Consider the following 18012-nt stretch of genomic DNA (forward strand, 5'->3'; position numbering starts at 1 on the left):
GAATACAATTTGATTATACTATTAAGTGGAAGAATAGTTCGATCTACTTAAAGCACTCTACAATAAAAAAGCTTCCACCATACTCTGGTAGAAGCTTCTTATCGTAATTTAATCATTCAAAATTTCAATCATTTTTCTTGTCTTCGCTAGCTGCTCCACAGTAAAATCATGCTGAGCAGATGCATATGCGCTAAAGACAATATCGAGCACAAATAATTGCGCAAATCTTGAGCTTGTTGCCGCACTACGAAGCTGCGCTTCCGGCGCACGTGATGTAAATAAAGAAACATCGGCAAGCTGAGAGAGCTTGTTATTACCAGGACGAGTGAGGCTGATTGTTTTTATCCCCTGTTCCTTAGCTCGTTTTAATAATTGAATAACCTCTCTCGTTTCACCGCTATACGAAATCCCCCAGAAGACGGCATTTTCTGATTTCGTAGCCATGGCTGCCGCCAATAAATGACGATCTGAAATCGCATATACATTTTTGCCTAGCCGAAGCCATTTTTGTGCTGCATCTTCTGCAATAATAAATGAGGCACCTATCCCATAAACATAAATCACTTCTGCCTGTTGTAACAGGCTCACTGCCTGCTCAATAGACTGCGCGTCGAGTTAACTGGCCGTATTCTGAAAGGTCAGTATTGTATTTGACAACATTTTATCAATGATAGAATGCACCGTTTCATTCGATTCAACATCAAAGTAGCCAACATACTGCGTATTTTCTACTTCCGCTGATAAACGGATTTTCAGCGCTGGAAAGCCCTCTATTCCAAGCGACCGACAAAAACGAACAACCGCCGCACTACTTGCCTCCGCTTTTGTCGCTAACTCATGTATGGTCATATGCAGCACTTCTTTAGCATTTGCAAGAATGTACTCCACTACTTTTTTCTCTGATTCTGGCAATTCATTTAAGTCTAGCTCAATTTGCGAAATCATACTTCCCCGCAATTAAACCCGCTCCAACAAATGCAGGAATCATTGGTATGAAAATATTTCCGATTTTTCGCAAAAAGTTCTTGAACGGTTTATCATTCTTCTTTTTAAGCTTCGCCTTCATTTGTGCGCTTTGTGCTTGTAATTGCTCAGCCGAAGTCGCTATTTTCCTAATCCTCATTTAGACTATATTGAGTAATCTAAACTTTGTATCACTTCTACGATTCCACACGTTCCATTATTGACGAATTTTTATTTCAATATTAAACTATAAATAAGAAATTAAATTCCAAAAAACCATTTTTTTTATTTATTAAATTTATCCCAACATTACGTCGCAGGAGGAAAATGAAAGATGACGACGACACCAAACATCATCGTAATGAACCATCCAACTAGAGAGCAGCTTGAAAAGATTTACGATATTTTAGATGAATGCTTTTCCGTTGGCCGAGCTTTTTTCCAAGAAAGATTAGACCTAGACACCACATATGATCCAGATACAACATGGTTTGCGATGGTTGACGGTAAGATTGCATCCAATGTACAAATTTTCCCGTTTCATATTAGAGTCGGTCAAGCGATCTTGAAAACAGGTGCAATGGGGAGTGTCGGTACAGATCTAAATTACCGCGGGCTGGGGCTTGCACACAAAATTCTTCATGCGCAGACCAACTATATGAAAGAAACCGATTATGATATAAGCTTGCTTTTGGCTAGCAAGCATGCGTTTTATGAAAAAGCTGGCTGGAGACTTATTCCCGAGACTGCTTTCGCAATTGAAAAACCAGCAAGTTTGGAGCAGCAGCAAAGCAGTGATGAAATCATTCCTTTTGAAGCCTGTTATCTCGATGATATCCGTTTCATCTATGAACAATTCAATAAGAATCGTACCTACACCGTGATCCGAAGTAAAACGTATTGGAATGATTTATTGACCTGGCCGGAATGGAAGAAAGTTGACTGCTTGCTCCTTCGCAGAAATGGGAAAATCGTCGCTTATGGCATCATTGAAAAGAAAGATACTGAACAAGTATTTATTAATGAATTATTGTATTTGAACGAAGCCGAAAACGGCGTTGAAGCTTTGTTTCATGCCTTATGTCAGCTGCGCCAAAATGCAAAGCAAATATTAGCGATGCTCCCAGAGGACCATAAGCTATATTCCTATTACCAACAGCATCAAGCAAATTCAATTCAAATCAATATGGCGATGTGGAAAATGATCAATCTCAGTTCAACTTTCCATAAGCTTCAGCCTGAATTAGAAGATCGCCTAAACCGTAGCAACATAATTGCAGACCAGGAGCTGCATATTGCACTTCGCAGCAATGAGGACTGTATCTACTTGGATTATAAGCAAAAGCAGCTTTCTGTTTCCGATGCTAGTAATCATACCATTCCCGTTACTTCAATAGAAGTAGATGAACGCGAGCTAATGACTTATATCATGTTTGGCTATAATGAAGAAGGCGCAGCAAAGGACAGTACTGAGCACGCTAACATCCTTCAAGCTCTATTTCCGAAACAACAAGCCGTGTTTTATTTGACCGATAAATTTTAAGCCATTTTTGATTCCTACTATTTTAAAATAAGGATGTGTCGCAAGTCCAACTGCTCGGACTTATGACACACCCTTATTTTTCCATAGCGACAAAAACTAGTCGTTGTTCATTTTTGATCTTCCTAACAGGACAGCACCGTAGGCTGCATCCTTAATTGGCAAAATCAGCTTTGTTTGCGGGTAGCTCTGTGCGAGCTTTCGCTCCAAGGCTTCTTTCACAAAGCGAGACTTTTGCAGCACACTTCCTGCAATCGCAATCGGACTTTCATATAGCTTAAGCCGTTCAATAACAGGCACAACAAGCTCATATAGATTGGTTGCACATTTCTCCGCTAACGCTATTGCATGTGCATCGCCCTTCTCACATGCGGTCGTCATAATCGGTGCGAGCTGCGCAATATCTTTTTTCGTCGTATTTTTATCATAAACAAAGCCAATAATCTCTTTCACAGTGCTTAAGCCAAGCTGCTCATATACCATCGCTGGGATGACCGTATCGGTTATTCTTCCGTCCTCCACTTGAACTAATACGGATAATAGATCGCGCCCAATGCTATAACCGCTTCCCTCGTCATCAATCAGATGACCAAAGCCTCCTGTGCGATGCTGCTCTCCTTTTTCATTGACCCCAAAGCAAATCGATCCTGTACCGGCAATGAGAATGATGCCTTGCATCGCATTTTGTGCTCCGTATAATGCGGTTTCTTGATCGCCTGTAATCGTTAATGACCCGATATAACCGTTATTTCTCACATGCTGCTCCAAAAAATTGATGACCAGCGGATTACTTATTCCTGCCGCACCTATACATATATGAGCAACTTCTTGTAAATTACCGCAGTAGAGCTTCGTTTGACTAAAAATTTCCTCAAAGGAGGCGGCAATAGCATCAGCATCACCACCGTTATAATTAATAGGCCCTACAGTAAAGGTGAATAAAGCGTCTTCCTGGTCATGGGTAATTGTGACAGCTGTTTTCGTGCCGCCCCCATCAATTCCAACGATAAATGCCATACCTATGTCCCCTTGTTGTACCTTTTTCAAAGATAAGAATTTATATGTTTCACGCGATATATTATCCTTATATTTCTCGCATAAACGTTTGCCGTCCTTGAAAGGACGCCGAAGGCGTTTATGCTTGTCTACATCTGTATCGTAATCTTGGCAGTTGGTACAACCTCACCATTTAGGATTGGAAGGAGTGATTTGAATGCATCAAGTGTATACTCAAATGCCGCAATTCCGCAGAACTCGCCTTCGATTAACGGTAAATCATACGGGCGACCTAATGTAATGGCCGTTACTTTGCAGCCTGCAGCCAGCAGCTTCTGAACAAGCGCAAGCTGACCTTTGTTTTCACGCGCATTGAACAAGCCGATAACAATATGCTTGTAGCCTTGTACCTTTGGCAGCGCAGCGTTGATTTGCTCCTCGCTCGGGTCAATGTCGATAATCTCATAAGCTGTATTAAAATGCTCCCCCATATATTGCGGAAAGCTAAGAGCTTGATTCAAGCTGCTGGACGCAAGATCGGTGCGGTATGAATAGGAACCCATAAATAACACTTGCTCGTCACCGGTATGAATGGGCTGGAGCTCACCTTTAATGAGGCAGATCGTTTCCGTACGCATTAGCTCATTTGCTCGGCGATGTACATCGCAGCCAACTAGTTCATAATCTAGCTCCTCAATCGTCGCATATTGTGCTTTATAAGCTAAAATTTTTGTAACAGCTGCATCAATTAGCGCTTCATCCAAATCACCGATGGCTACAGCTTCTTCGATCAAATGAATCGCTTCCTTCACTGTCTCAGGAGTATGACTAATGAATACCAAATCAATACCTGCTTTAACAGCTCCTAACGCTCCTTTTGCCGTACCATAGTATCGTTTGATCGCGTCCATTTCTAAACAATCCGATACAACTAACCCTTTATATCCTAATTTTCCTTTTAATATCTCTGTAATAATGGTATGAGACATAGTTCCGGGCACACCGGATTTTTCAATTTTCGGAAATAAAATATGTGCACTCATAATCGCTTGAGCGCCTTGCTCAATTGCGGCCTTAAACGGCAGCAGCTCAAGCTGCTCTAATTCCTCAAGTGTTTTTTCAATTGTAGGCAAGCCAATATGTGAATCGATATTTGTATCACCATGACCTGGAAAATGCTTAAGTGAGGACATGACGCCTCCATCGAGTAATCCCTTCATCATTTGAATTCCATACTGGGATACTGTTGCAACAGAATCACCATATGAACGAACATTTATGACTGGATTCAATGCATTATTGTTAACGTCCATAACTGGAGCTAGATTAAAATTAATACCTAATGCTTTCAATTCTCTGGCAGTCATTCTGCCTGCTGCATACGCATTTTCAGGTCGTCCTGAAGAAGCAATTGCCATGGCTCCAGCAACATTGGTCGCGTCTTTAGGCATACGAGTGACTCGACCGCCTTCTTGGTCGATCGTAATAAAACCCGGGATACCAGTATGTGTCGTGTACCATTGCTGCAGCTCAGTAACAAGCTCGCCTAATTGATATTTATTGTCGATATTATGTGAGAATAAAATAATATTGCCGACTTTATAATGCTCAATAACTTCCTTCAGCTCAGGAGTGATCTCGGTTGAAGGGAAGCCTGTTACGAACATTTGTCCAATCTTTTCGCGCAAGCTCATATATTCTATTGTTCTCATCAATTATTCACCTTCCTCTAGCGATATAAATGATACTGCTGTTTTATTTCTGCAAATTGCTTGCTTTCCGCTGCAAACTGTTCAAGCAGTTGCTTGGCTTGCATATTTTCCGTACGATACATGTTGTCTCCCCCCAGCAAATCGATAAATGGACGAGAGCCCTCCTTTACAGGAGGCAGGAATGAAAATTGCTCGTACAAATCTCTTATCGTAAATAATAAGGTTACCCCAACTTCTAAAGGCCTCAGCACTTGGATATCTGTAATGTAAATTTGTACCCCGCCGCATAGCTCGCCAGAATGTTTAGATGACGTTGGCTTGAAATGAACTGGACGGAAAAGCACACCCGGGATACCTTTTGCATTCATCTCATCTGCCAATTGCTGCGCTTGAATGAACGGAGCACCAATCATTTCAAATGGGAACGTTGTGCCTCGTCCTTCCGAGCAGTTCGTGCCTTCAAATAAACATGTTCCTGTATATAATAAAGCTGTTTCATATCGTGGCATTCCAAGTGAAGGATGGACCCAAGTTAATCCTGTATCCGGGAAGGACATGCTCCGTTCCCAGCCTTCCAAACGAACGACATGCAGCGATGCATTCCAATTCATTTGATCATTTGCCATCGTTGCTACCTCACCTGCTGTTAAGCCGTATCGCACGGCTAGCTCGTAATTTCCAACAAATGATTTGAAGCCGGGCTTCAAGACATTCCCTTCTACCGTTACCCCGTTAAGCGGATTAACACGATCAAGAACAACAAATTCTACGCCTGCATTTGCACAATCTTCAAGTGCATACAGCATCGTATAAATAAATGTGTAATAGCGTACACCAACATCTTGAATATCGTATACAATGATGTCTACTTCATTCAGCATTTCTTTTGTTAAACGCTTGGAGTCTTTACGGTACAAGCTATAGACTGGAACATTCGTAAAAGGATCCATGTAAGTGTCTACTACTGCCCCTGCATCCAAATCTCCGCGAACGCCATGCTCAGGTGAAAACATCGCAGCAAGATTAAAATTTTCATGTAATATAGTAATCGTTGATGCAAAATCCTTCGTAAGACCTGTCGGCGCTGTAATCAATCCTACGCGCTTACCTTCGAACAAATAACGATAATTCGTTATAGAATCAATCCCATTTAACACCATATGAAGCTGCCTCCTAGCTGCTTTTTCGCATAAATGGATAGAACAAGGGAATGTTTCCTGCTATACATAGAAACACTCCCTCTTAGCTAGTTGAATAGTTACCAAAGACTAGACTGCCTAACCTTCACCGTTTCAGCAGGCACCATAAATGCTTCTGCATATGTCTTTCTTGCTTCACAGCCGCGAACAACTGCTAGTGCTTTATAGTAATCCATGTATTTGAAAGATTTGCTATTCGTCACAAACCAATGCTTGCTTAAAGCATCTATCCATAGATCAAATGCCGCTTGATCGAAATCCACATATACGTAAGGGACATAATCAACCGCATCCTCCCAGTTTTCGGAGTAATATAATCTTGCTGCAAAGTGCGCGGGGAGCGCTCGTTCAAAGGATGATAGACTTGCGAAGAAACGGGCATCATTTACGATATGATGCGTTAGCGCATGGTCCTTATGCATACTGTTTTTCCAGTGTGTAATAATAATATTAGGCTTCACGCGACGAATTACATCACAAACCTCCATACGAATTTCTTGATTGTCAGGCAACTCTCCGTCACAATAATCATCGAATACAATGGCTTCACCGCCTAGCATATCCGCAAAAACCTGTGCCTCTTTCACTTTTTGCTGACGATATTCCTTCATATCCTGTCCTGCCGGGACCCCTCGTTCACCCGCAGTTAACGCTAGTGTCACAATGCGATCTCCCTTTAAACTATGACTAGCGAGCACACCACCAGAAGCTAGCTCCACATCACCAACATGCGCTCCAATTGCTAATACTGTGAATTTTTCGCTCATCTTTAAAGTTCCCTCCGCAATATAGAAAATTGTTTTTCAATAGTAAAGCCCGCTTTTTGATAGATTCGAAGAGCCGGATTATTATTTCCAGTGAATAGAGAGATATATTGACAGCCCACATTTTGAAAAGCTTCAACCATTCTGAAAAATAATACACTGCCAAGGCCATGACCCTCATGCTCTGGGTGCACTCCGATACCGCAAAAAAATGCTCTTCCATCAGGCTGCGAAATAATTGGACCTGCAAAGCCCACAACCTCGTTGCCGTACACGGCTACTACAAGTGGTGCGCCAACCTTCACATAAGTAACAATATCCTTCTTCCACTGCGGATTTTGCAGGGCAGCAAGCGTTGCTTCAAGCCCTGTATGTAAATCAGGGACATAAGACGTAATGTAATAGTCCTTGCTATTTGCATTGGTTTCCTTATCTAAAATATCTTCGGGAACAATAAAGCTTCCGAGTTTTAAATACATGCCGCATTGCGTCGCTCGATCTTCGTAGCCTCTAGCCATTAAAGCTTCATATAATGGCTGGTCCTTACTGATGCCCGGGGCATTATTATGCTCATGCTGAGGTGCACTTGGTATACTCCACTTCAGCTTAACAGGGTTGAAAAACAATACATCCGCTTGTCTTTTCCCAAGTTCTTGGAATCTTTTTTCTAAACGCAATAGAAAAGCATCGTAAAGCTCCAGAGAAGCCACATGGTTATCTATAATAACACTCGTAATATAACCGGCCACATCTCCAAGAGGGAGATCGTCACCGCAGCAGCCAGCTGCAAAACCAACAATCCCTTTTTCGTCACAGCCTACCCATATACAGTCAGCGTCAAAATAAGGATGGTCGATGAATGTATCTTGAAACTCTCGCTCTGTAAATGGCTTATAATCATATTTTGTAGCCTCACGATTCCAAAGCTCTACAACTGCAGAGTGATCTTCAATTGAAAAGGGTCTGATTTGCAACATTTAAGCCTCCTGTGAACGTCCAATATAGGGCCAGGAAATTTTGCCCATTACTACTGGCTGTGAAGCTCCAGTTACTAGCGGGATATTGTTTGGTAAGCGCTCCATCGTGTAACACGCTAGCAGAGCAAAAGCAATTGCTTCCTTAGCATCACTATTACCACCGATATCCTCCTGCGTCAGCACCTGCACGTTATGCGGTGCAAATAAGTGCTGTAAATCACGCAAAAGCGTCTTGTTATAGCTTCCACCGCCGCCAATTAACAATTGCTCAGCCTGGTGCTGCGGTGCAATATACCGTTCATAGCTATCGACGATGCTCCAGGCAGTTAAGTACGTAGCTGTTGCAACAACATCTTCTGCTTTCCAGTTATTAACCTTCATCATTTCAATAATTTGTGCCACGTATTGTTGGCCAAACCGTTCTCTGCCTGTCGATTTTGGTAACGGCATCGTATAATATTTATCCTGCTGCATCCATTTCAATAGCTCATCAATCACTTGACCGCCCGCACCAATTTCGCCATTAACATCCATTGTCATTGGTGCAAATAATTGCGATACAAGGCCATCGATAATCATATTTCCAGGACCCGTATCAAAAGCAAATACCTCATCCGGTGAGGCATTTACAGGCAAAACAGTCACATTGCCTATTCCGCCAATATTTTGCATCAGAAGTGTTTTCTTTGGATTGTTAAACAATAAGTATTCGGTAAATGGTACTAACGGAGCTCCTTGTCCACCCATTGCCATGTCAGCAACTCGAAAGTCTGATACGCAAGGAATTCCTGTGCGATTGGCGATAACTGCACCATCCCCAATCTGAACGGTACAATGCAGATTATAACCGCCCATAACATTCTCATCCGGAGCATGATAGATTGTTTGACCATGCGATCCTACTGCGAATATTTGCGAAGGCGAAAGGCCGCATTTCCCTATAACGGATAATGTGGCTTGGGCGTATAATTCGCCAAGCCACATATTCATTGCGCCAACCTTATCAATCGTAGCGCTAGCGGGATCAAAAAGCTCAAATATGGAGTTTCTAACTTGCATCTCAAAAGGTGTGTTTTCAAAAGCCAGTAATTCAATCTCTACTCCATGTTCTTTTTCGGCTGATGGGAAAAGCTTAACTACTGCTGCATCAATACCATCTACTGATGTACCGGACATCAAGCCAACTAAGTATGTTGCATCAACTTTTGATTGTTTGTCCATTAACCTTTCACCGCTCCAACTGTTACCCCTTCAAGGAAGTATTTTTGTAAACTGAAGAACAAAATAAACATTGGAACTGCTGAAATGGTTGCCCCCGCCATCATCGGTGCAAAGTAAGTTGTATTCGCAAAGCGAAAGTTTTTCAAGCCGACCTGAATGGTTTGCATATCCATCGTATTCGTTACTAGGAACGGCCAGAAAAAGTCATTCCATGCCGCCATGAACGTTAGGATTGCTAGTACTGCCATAATTGTTTTAGATAGAGGCATAATGATATACCAGAAGATTTTAGGCTGGGAACAACCTTCGATTTTAGCAGATTCAATAATTTCACCTGGAATGGAGGACATGAACTGCTTAACCAAGAAGATATTGTATACCGTTACTATGCTCGGCATAATCAACGCTGTGTACGTATTTTGTAATTCAAAAATGTTTACGATCAAAATATATAGTGGAACCTGAGTGACTTGAACAGGAATCATCATAGATCCCAGCAAAATAGCGAACAAAATGTTTTTCCCTTTAAATTTCATTTTTGCAAAAGCATATCCAGCAAGTGTAGCAAAAAATACGTTAGATACCGTGATACACGCTGCCACTATAAAGGAGTTCAATAACCAGTCCCATGTATGTGGGCTGAAGTTAAAGAAGAATTTATAAGATTCAAATGAAATCTTCGATGGTAGGATAGAATAGCTCATTGCACCAGCTTCTACCGGATCACCGAACGAGGAGATGACCATAAAGTATATCGGGAATATGGTAGCTGCGGCAAATAGGATAAGGAACGTAATGTTTGCACCATTACGTATAAACAGATACCCTTTGCTTCTTAAGCTATTGTTGTACAAACCCATAGTATTCTGCTCCTTTTCCTAGTATTCTACATCTTTACCTATAAACTTGAATTGAAGGAAAGATATAAATCCGATAATCGCTGCTAGAACTAATGATTGTGCCGCTGCCTCACCAAACTCAAAATATGTGAACGCATTGTTAAAGATTAACAAACCTACCATTGTTGTTGCATGGTCTGGTCCACCGCCTGTCATAAGATAAGCGTTTTGGAATACTTGGAAGGAACCGATAACACCAGTAACAAGTAGGAATAGCGTTGTTGGCTTAAGGAAAGGGACAACGATAAACCAAAGCTTTTGCAGGAAAGACGCGCCGTCAATTTCAGCTGCTTCATAATAGCTGTTATCAATAGCGAGTAATGCGGCTATATAAATAATAATTGCTGTACCATGACTTGATAACCATGACATTAACACAAGTGAGAACATTGCAGTTGCACTGGAACCAAGCCAGTTTTGATTTTCAATACCTAAAAAACTCACGAGCTTATTGGCAATACCTGATTTTAACGGATCGAAGATCCACAGCCACACAACAGAAAGCGCTACACCAGATGCTACGGCTGGCAAGTAATATAGTGCTTTAAAGATCGTTTGTGTTTTTTTCTTGAAAGGAATAATCAAAATTGAAATTAAAAATGATAGAAGAATATTAAACGGAACAGTTAATAGCGTATATACTAACGTGTTTTTCAGTGCTTTCCAGAAAAGTTCATCTGAAAACGAGTTAACGAAGTTATCCATGCCGACAAAAGTGGATCCTAATGGACCATATTTTTGTAAGCTGATAATAAAAGCATTGATGACTGGATATGCGGTAAATAAAGAAAACGCAATAAGTGCTACTGCGATAAACGCGTATCCCCAACCTGAGTCACTTTCGAGTTTCAATTTTTTTCTTTTAGTCAACGTTTGATTCATTGGGTCGCACCTCTCTTCTAAAAACAGTACAAGCTCTAGCTAATTTAGAAGGAAAGCTGTACGTTCTAGCTACGCACAGCTTTCACATGTCAGCCTACGACAGACTAGTCAACTACAATACCATCTTTACCGAAAGATTTAATTGCAGCTGCTTTAACTGCATCATACATTTCTTGTGGAGCAATCTCATTTGCAAGTAAGGCTTGTAGTTTAGGAATAATAACTTCTGTTTCAATTTTTAATGCTTCAGCAGCCAGATCAGTAGGAATATCTGTACGAGCCGGAAGCGCTTTTGCCATCATAGCTTTACCTGCAGCAACGTTATCTTCGTTACGAGGGAATTTTTCAAGTACTTCTGCATTACGTGCAGATTCAGTAATTGGTGATAAGAACAGCTCATTACTGTAGTTAGCAGCAATTGAACCAGAAGACAAGAAATTCGTTGCTAGGGCAATATTTTTGATGTGCTCTTCAGATGGAGCTTTTTTACCACGAAGTGCGATATAACCATCAACGATTGAAGTAGGGACATAATCGGCACCGTTGAATGTTGGGACTGGAAGTGAAATATAATCAACTTCAATAGAATCTGCAACAGCTGAACCATCGTTCGCTTTAATCTTCTCATTGTTTAGACGAGCAGAGTTTTCAAATGCAGATAAACCTTTACCTGTGATCATCGTTTGACCCGTTAGGAACATGTTCCACCGTTTACCAGCATCGATAGAGCTTAGCTCTTTAGGCATAGAACCATCGTTGATCATTTCGCGAATAGATGTAAGTAGCCCCAAGAAGTTTTTGCTTGTATACGTATATTTAAGATCTTTATCGAAGTAATCTGGTAAACCTGCAGTTTTAGCAAGAATAGCTAGATAGTCTTTAGATGCTACACCAGATGTTGCGAACACGAAACCATAACGAGTAGTTTCACCTTTATCATTTTTCACTACGCCTTTAGAAATTGCATTACGGAACTCTTCATAAGTCCAACCGTTTTGTTGAATGCTTTTCCAATCAATTCCGGCTTCTTCAAGGAATTGTTTGTTACCACCGATAGTGTGGATTTCCATATACGCTGGTAGGCCGTATTGAGCGTCACCTAGTTGGAAATATTTCAATGGAACTTCGTCATAATCTGCCTTGGCTTCATCAGAAAGGGCACCGTTAAGGTCGATTAGTACATTAAGTGCTGCATATTTCGAAATTCCCGAAGCACCGATAAAAGCAATATCTGGAGGAGAACCTGCATTTACTTGAGTATCAAGTTTTTGCGTCATATCTTCCCAGCTCGCTGGCTCGATTTTCAAAGTCAAGTTAGGATGTAGTGTATTAAATTCTTTTTCCATATCAGCAAAACGTGTTTGATAGTTCGCTGATATCGGAGGTAAAAGTGCTGTAATCGTATCCTTTTTAGGCTCAGAACCACCGTTACTAGTTCCTGTGTTACCGGAATCTGTAGAAGCTGGAGCGTTATTTCCGTTTCCTCCGCAAGCCGATAATAGTGATACCATCATGATTCCTGACAAAAACAGAGTTAATCCACGTGATCTTTTTTTCATCGAAAACAGCCTCCTCAATTATTAATAGCATCCATCCTGTTATTCCACTTTTCACACCTAAACCAATGATGAGATTGCCTGTTTCAAGCGTCCTCCGTTTGCGTTAAGTACTTGTTCTGCTTCTTTTGCATCTAACCCCGATTTAATCATCATAATTGCCAACTTACAGTTCATAGATGCTTTTTCAAGTGTTTCTGCGGCGGTTGATGTATCTACACCAGTCGTGTTCATGATGATACGAATCGAGCGATCTACGAGCTTAAAATTACTAGCCTTCAGATCAACCATCAAGTTGTTGTACGTTTTTCCTAACTTGACCATTGTGCATGTTGTCAGCATATTAAGCACCAACTTCTGAGCAGTTCCTGCCTTTAATCGAGTCGAACCGCTAATGACCTCAGGTCCTACAACAGGTGTTATACAAACATCTACAATGGGTTCGAACTTTGAGCCTCTGTTGTTACAAACACCGATAGTGGCTGCTCCAAGTTCCTTTGCTTTCGCTAAAGCTGCAATAACGTAGTTTGCACTACCGCTTGCCGAAATCCCAATAAGTACATCTTTGTTTGTTACACCAATGCTTTCGATTAATGCGATCCCTTCATCCATATCGTCTTCACAGCCTTCAACCGCAGTACGCAAAGCAATATCACCACCAGCAATATAGCCCTGCACCAAGGAAGGATCTGTACCAAAGGTAGGAGGACATTCGGAAGCATCCAGAACACCTAATCTTCCTGATGAGCCAGCTCCTATGTAAAACATTCTTCCACCATTAGACAACCTATGATGTAGAATATCTACCGCCTTTGCAATCTGCGGAATCTCCTCAGCTATAGCTCTGGGGACCAGTGCATCTTGTTGATTCATTAACTGGATCATTTCTTCCGTAGTACATTCATCAATCATTAATGTGTCTGGATTCACAGCCTCTGTTGTCAATCCCGCAAGGTAGTCATTCATAGCCATCCTCCTTCTTCCCAGCCTTAATCTGTCATGTAATTAACAAAACGCGTTAGATTAACTTACAATTATTATGTTCTTATACTAATACAACACCGTCGCTTCGTCAATACATTTTGAAATATAATTTCATAAAGAAAATAAATTCTGATGTTTTATTTCATTCCTTACACACTATGTTATACCACATTTATAAAGCGCTTACAAGATGCAATTTAAATTTTTACCAATTGCTTTGATCGCCATGGCTCTAAGGTTAAATCGATTTAAAAAAAATGTATTATTTGCTGATTGTCGCTCCAAACGAAACATAAAGTTACATCATCCGTGTTCAACCGGATGATGTTTCGTCTTCGATTCCATTCATTTTCTTCCTCATAATTGTGTGCCAAGCTATTAATTATTGAACTAAACTACTTATTATATTCATTAGATCAACGTATTCATCATGTAGATAATCTGACATGGATTGATAAATAGTATATTTAAGTATACGAAGTGAATGAAATACAAAAAAAAAAAAAAAGAAAGCATTGATCCATGATCAATGCTTTCCTCCACATTCATTCTATCAGAACCTAATTTCTAAGTTTTTTCTTTAATATATTATGCGTTTTTGTTAAGTAGGTTTTTACTTCTTCATATTCTGCACTTGCGACACCAGCAAATAATATGTCGATGATCGTAAGCATCGCAATACGCGAGCCCATAGCCCCACTGCGGATTGTTATTTCAGGTGTGGATATGCTCAGTACAATATCCGCCCGCTCCGCAAGCTCACTTTTATTGTACTTCGTAATCGCAATACATTTCGCTCTATTCTTTTGGGCAATTTCCAGTGCATCAATAATATCACTAGTTGCTCCAGAGTTAGAAATGAAAATGGCAACATCATCTTTCTCAAGTAAAGTTGCTGCCGTGAGCTGACTATGACCATCTGTATAGGCATGACACATCTTATTAATTCGCGAGAACTTCTGTTCCCCGTCCATACAAACGAGTCCCGAAGCACCTATTCCAAAGAAAACAATTCGCTTACTATGACATAGTAATTCTACAGCTCTTGTAATTTCTTTTCGATCAATAACACTAAGCGTATCCTCAATGGACTTGCAATTATTCAATGAAATATTTGATATAATTGTCGAGAGATCGTCACCTGGCTGAATATCTGTATATTGAGCCTTTGAATCCTCATCACGAGAACCCAAAGATGCCGATATACTCACAATAAAATTGCGGTATCCGCTGTAACCCATCGTCTTACAGAAACGAAGGACAGATGCATCGCTTGTCTTACTCGATTGAGCCAATTCCTTAATCGACAAATGAGGGATCTCTTCCGTATTTTCTAAAATGTAATCTCCGACCAATCGTTCAACTGGTGTAAAACTCTCTCGCATCTCACGAATTTTAATTAATACGTTGTCATTTAGACTCATAATCTACCTACTCTAGATTTAATTAACACCTTTAATAATATCATAAACAATATAAACAACCTATTTCAATAACAAAATACGTTTTGGCATATCAAAAGCTAATATTAATTAATCTATTAAAATCATCCTATTCTTAGGTCATCTGGTGACTTTACGTTGATTATAGCGTAATAAAGTTGTAAGGTATAGTCGATAATTATATACCTTCTGATATGGTGAAACAAGGGACCACAAAGGTCCCCGAAGATTCTTTCTATTGTTCTCAGCATACGTATAACGCATGTATTTTAAATTTTACTGCCGTCTAAATATGACTCGATTTATCAACTACATTCTTTGATGTAGCACCGTTGCTTGATCCAACATCCCCTTCTAGCTCGTTATACCGCATCATCAGGAATATGCTGTAATCAACGCCCAGGGCTTCAATCAAGCCATCTAATGGCATTCCAAAAGCTGTCTGCAAGTTCTTCTTCGAGCTCAAGCGAATACAGTAACTCACCTTCTCCCATCATTTTAGCGAACATCTTCAAAGGGCCATATACAGCGCAGATCAATGCCATGGAAGGCAGGGGGCGTAACAATTTCTCCTCCTTACCTAATTTGGCTATCTAGAATGAATTTTAATAAATCACCGAATATTGCTTTGCTATGTTCGTCTAAGTAATACCCATCTTCATGCAAGCCTTTCTTTTGCGATTTTTTTGCGCAAGAAATAAAGAGTCCTTTATAATGTAATAATGTATATAAAGACGGATTTGGAGGGAAACAAATGGCAAGTCATAAATGGGTATTAATCATAGACGATGAAGATGATTTAGCTCGTCTGATGAAGGCAGTTTTACATAAAGAAGGTATTGCAGACGTTGTAACTGCCGGGACAGTTGCAGAGGGATGGGACAAGTTTCAGGAGTATAATCCTGAACTTATCTTGCTAGATATTATGCTACCAGATGGAGAAGGATATGACTTATGCAGAAAAATTCGGGAAACATCAAATGCACCGATCTTATTTATGTCTGCAAAGGATGAGGAAATTAATAAGCTGTTAGGACTGGCGATAGGTGGCGATGATTATATTACTAAACCGTTCAGTCCCAAAGAAGTTGCTTATCGGGTAAAGGCACAACTGAGAAGAGCTGGCTTTACAGAGGAAAAGAAGGCTCCGAAAAGTTTGCAAGTTGGCCCCTTTGAGCTTAGTGCCAATGAGACAGAATTAAAAAAAAATGGCGAACCCCTTGTGCTTACCGCCAAAGAAGTCGGTTTAATGAGCTGTTTCATGCATCATCCGAATCAGATCATAAGCAAAGAAACCTTGTTTGAACAGGTATGGGGTGAAGATTTTTTTGGTTCCGATAATACAGTGATGGTACATATTCGGCGCTTACGCGAAAAAATTGAGGTAGACCCTTCAAAGCCAACCTTTTTATTAACGGTTAAAGGGTTAGGTTATAAATTACATACCAAGGGGTGAGACAAGTTGAAATGGAAATTGACACTCCGCTTTTTAAGATCGGTTATGACTATTGTTGTGATCGTTGGTATTGTAAACGCGATTTTGTTCCTTTCCTTATTCGTTATAAAGGTAAATAATAATAACTTTGGCACTGAAGAAGCATCTGCAGAAACCTTTAGCCGGACCTTTTCACAATACGTAGAATTACAGGCTGGCAAACCTGTTGTGAATGAAGAAGGTCTCAAAAAACTACAAGAAATGAGCGCCTGGGTACAATTCTTGAATGACCAAGGGGAGCAAGCAGCTGCCTTTTATACCCCTGAAGAATTGAAAACAGAGTATTCTCCTATTGAAATTGTACAAATGTATAAATATAAAGAATTAGATGCACGCACGACGGTTTTTGTCAGCGAAGCCCAAAATTTCAGTTACTTTTTAGGGATTAATAATCCAAAAATAGGCCGGTACGTAATGACCTATGACTACGCTAAAATTTTCAAAGATGTTAATGTTTTTCTTTTCATTTTTTTAATCGTTGATGTGCTTATTGTAATCCTCATTGGATTTCTATTTGGGAAAAAGTTAACTGCACCCCTTCATACATTAATAGAGGGTATTCAACAGCTCAGGGAACGACGTTTTAAGAAAATGCCTACTCCCAAAGGTGTTTATGAAGATGTTTTTCGTAATATGAATGAACTATCTGAAAAGCTCGATCGACATGAAGAGGAACGTAAACGTCTCGATCAAATGCGTGAGGAATGGATTAGCAATGTTTCACATGACATGAAGACACCACTTGCTTCTATTCAAGGTTATGCAGAATTTATTAACGACAGTGCCACAGATTTAACAGCCCAAGAATTACAGGAATACACGTCAATTATCAAGAGTAAATCGATGTATATGAAAGATCTGTTAGATGACCTCAATTTAACGACACGTTTGCGTAATCACCAGCTATCCCTGCAATTTGAAGAGGTGAATCTCGTTCAGTTTCTACGAGAAATAACGATTGAACTTTTAAATGACCCGACCTTTGGTGAACGGCAGATAGAGTTTGAGGCAAATATGGTTAAAGCCGTACATAAAGTAGATAAAAAATTACTAAAACGAGCGATCCTTAACTTTATCTACAACGCGCTGGTGCATAACGATGAAAATGTTGTGGTGAAGATTCGAGTGGAAACCATTAGTCCGCATACCCAAATTACAATTTCTGATAATGGCCAGGGTATTCCAGCTAAAGATCTGGAACAGGTTTTCGAACGCTACTATCGGGGTACAAACACAACGAGTAAGCATGGAACTGGGTTAGGTATGGCCATCGCCAGAGATATTATTTGGGCTCATGAGGGGAAACTCGATTTGACGAGCGTTGAAAATACCGGTACCACCATTACTATACTTTTATAATTCAAAATGACTTACTTATTAGG

General features: G+C 40.3%; 15 protein-coding genes and 1 pseudogene. 3 read left to right on the forward strand and 13 right to left on the reverse strand.

The window, feature by feature from the left end:
- Positions 1–108 precede the first annotated feature (108 nt).
- A pseudogene (locus NYE25_RS31275) lies at positions 109–945 on the reverse strand (MurR/RpiR family transcriptional regulator).
- 352 nt (positions 946–1297) lie between these two features.
- Between NYE25_RS31275 and NYE25_RS09740 the strand changes: the two are divergent.
- Complete coding sequence (locus NYE25_RS09740; protein WP_341060212.1) at positions 1298–2506, forward strand: GNAT family N-acetyltransferase; 1209 nt, start codon at positions 1298–1300, stop codon at positions 2504–2506.
- 96 nt (positions 2507–2602) lie between these two features.
- Here NYE25_RS09740 and NYE25_RS09745 read toward each other — a convergent pair whose 3' ends face one another.
- The 12 genes from NYE25_RS09745 to NYE25_RS31280 all read right to left on the reverse strand — a co-directional run bounded on the left by NYE25_RS09745 (position 2603) and on the right by NYE25_RS31280 (position 15680).
- The gene (locus NYE25_RS09745) at positions 2603–3520 is read right to left on the reverse strand and encodes an N-acetylglucosamine kinase (RefSeq protein WP_076285351.1); all 918 of its coding nucleotides are present in this window, start codon (positions 3518–3520) and stop codon (positions 2603–2605) included.
- Between the two features lie 128 nt (positions 3521–3648).
- Positions 3649–5211 (reverse strand): glycoside hydrolase family 3 protein, encoded by a 1563-nt coding sequence (locus NYE25_RS09750; protein WP_076285350.1) that lies wholly within the window; start codon positions 5209–5211, stop codon positions 3649–3651.
- A gap of 17 nt (positions 5212–5228) precedes the next feature.
- Positions 5229–6371 carry an exo-beta-N-acetylmuramidase NamZ family protein gene (locus NYE25_RS09755; RefSeq protein WP_341060211.1) on the reverse strand — a complete coding sequence of 381 codons (1143 nt, stop codon included), beginning with the start codon at positions 6369–6371 and terminating at the stop codon, positions 5229–5231.
- Positions 6372–6469: 98 nt separating this feature from the next.
- Complete coding sequence (locus NYE25_RS09760; protein ID WP_076106428.1) at positions 6470–7177, reverse strand: PIG-L deacetylase family protein; 708 nt, start codon at positions 7175–7177, stop codon at positions 6470–6472.
- Positions 7178–7179: 2 nt separating this feature from the next.
- Positions 7180–8151 (reverse strand): GNAT family N-acetyltransferase, encoded by a 972-nt coding sequence (locus NYE25_RS09765; protein ID WP_341145792.1) that lies wholly within the window; start codon positions 8149–8151, stop codon positions 7180–7182.
- Positions 8152–9372, reverse strand: a complete 1221-nt coding sequence (locus tag NYE25_RS09770) for an anhydro-N-acetylmuramic acid kinase (protein ID WP_341145793.1) — start codon at positions 9370–9372, stop codon at positions 8152–8154.
- Positions 9372–10232, reverse strand: a complete 861-nt coding sequence (locus tag NYE25_RS09775) for a carbohydrate ABC transporter permease (RefSeq protein WP_036688719.1) — start codon at positions 10230–10232, stop codon at positions 9372–9374. Before NYE25_RS09775 ends, NYE25_RS09770 begins: the two co-directional genes overlap by 1 nt.
- A gap of 18 nt (positions 10233–10250) precedes the next feature.
- Entirely contained in the window at positions 10251–11153 is a 903-nt protein-coding gene (locus NYE25_RS09780) for a carbohydrate ABC transporter permease (RefSeq protein ID WP_060622964.1), read from the reverse strand.
- Positions 11154–11257: 104 nt separating this feature from the next.
- Positions 11258–12712 (reverse strand): ABC transporter substrate-binding protein, encoded by a 1455-nt coding sequence (locus NYE25_RS09785; RefSeq protein WP_036688723.1) that lies wholly within the window; start codon positions 12710–12712, stop codon positions 11258–11260.
- A 57-nt stretch (positions 12713–12769) separates the two neighbouring features.
- Entirely contained in the window at positions 12770–13675 is a 906-nt protein-coding gene (gene murQ / locus NYE25_RS09790; RefSeq protein ID WP_042189612.1) for an N-acetylmuramic acid 6-phosphate etherase, read from the reverse strand.
- A gap of 578 nt (positions 13676–14253) precedes the next feature.
- The gene (locus NYE25_RS09795; RefSeq protein ID WP_060622962.1) at positions 14254–15117 is read right to left on the reverse strand and encodes a MurR/RpiR family transcriptional regulator; all 864 of its coding nucleotides are present in this window, start codon (positions 15115–15117) and stop codon (positions 14254–14256) included.
- Between the two features lie 425 nt (positions 15118–15542).
- Positions 15543–15680, reverse strand: a complete 138-nt coding sequence (locus NYE25_RS31280; protein ID WP_445667171.1) for a hypothetical protein — start codon at positions 15678–15680, stop codon at positions 15543–15545.
- 209 nt (positions 15681–15889) lie between these two features.
- Between NYE25_RS31280 and NYE25_RS09805 the strand changes: the two genes are divergently transcribed.
- On the forward strand, positions 15890–16591 hold the full coding sequence (locus tag NYE25_RS09805) for a response regulator transcription factor (protein ID WP_149647020.1): 702 nt from the start codon (positions 15890–15892) through the stop codon (positions 16589–16591).
- A gap of 6 nt (positions 16592–16597) precedes the next feature.
- Complete coding sequence (locus NYE25_RS09810) at positions 16598–17989, forward strand: sensor histidine kinase (protein WP_341145795.1); 1392 nt, start codon at positions 16598–16600, stop codon at positions 17987–17989.
- The last annotated feature ends 23 nt before the right edge of the window (positions 17990–18012 follow it).

The sequence above is a fragment of the Paenibacillus sp. FSL E2-8871 genome (assembly GCF_038000345.1).
Taxonomy (GTDB): domain Bacteria; phylum Bacillota; class Bacilli; order Paenibacillales; family Paenibacillaceae; genus Paenibacillus_AQ.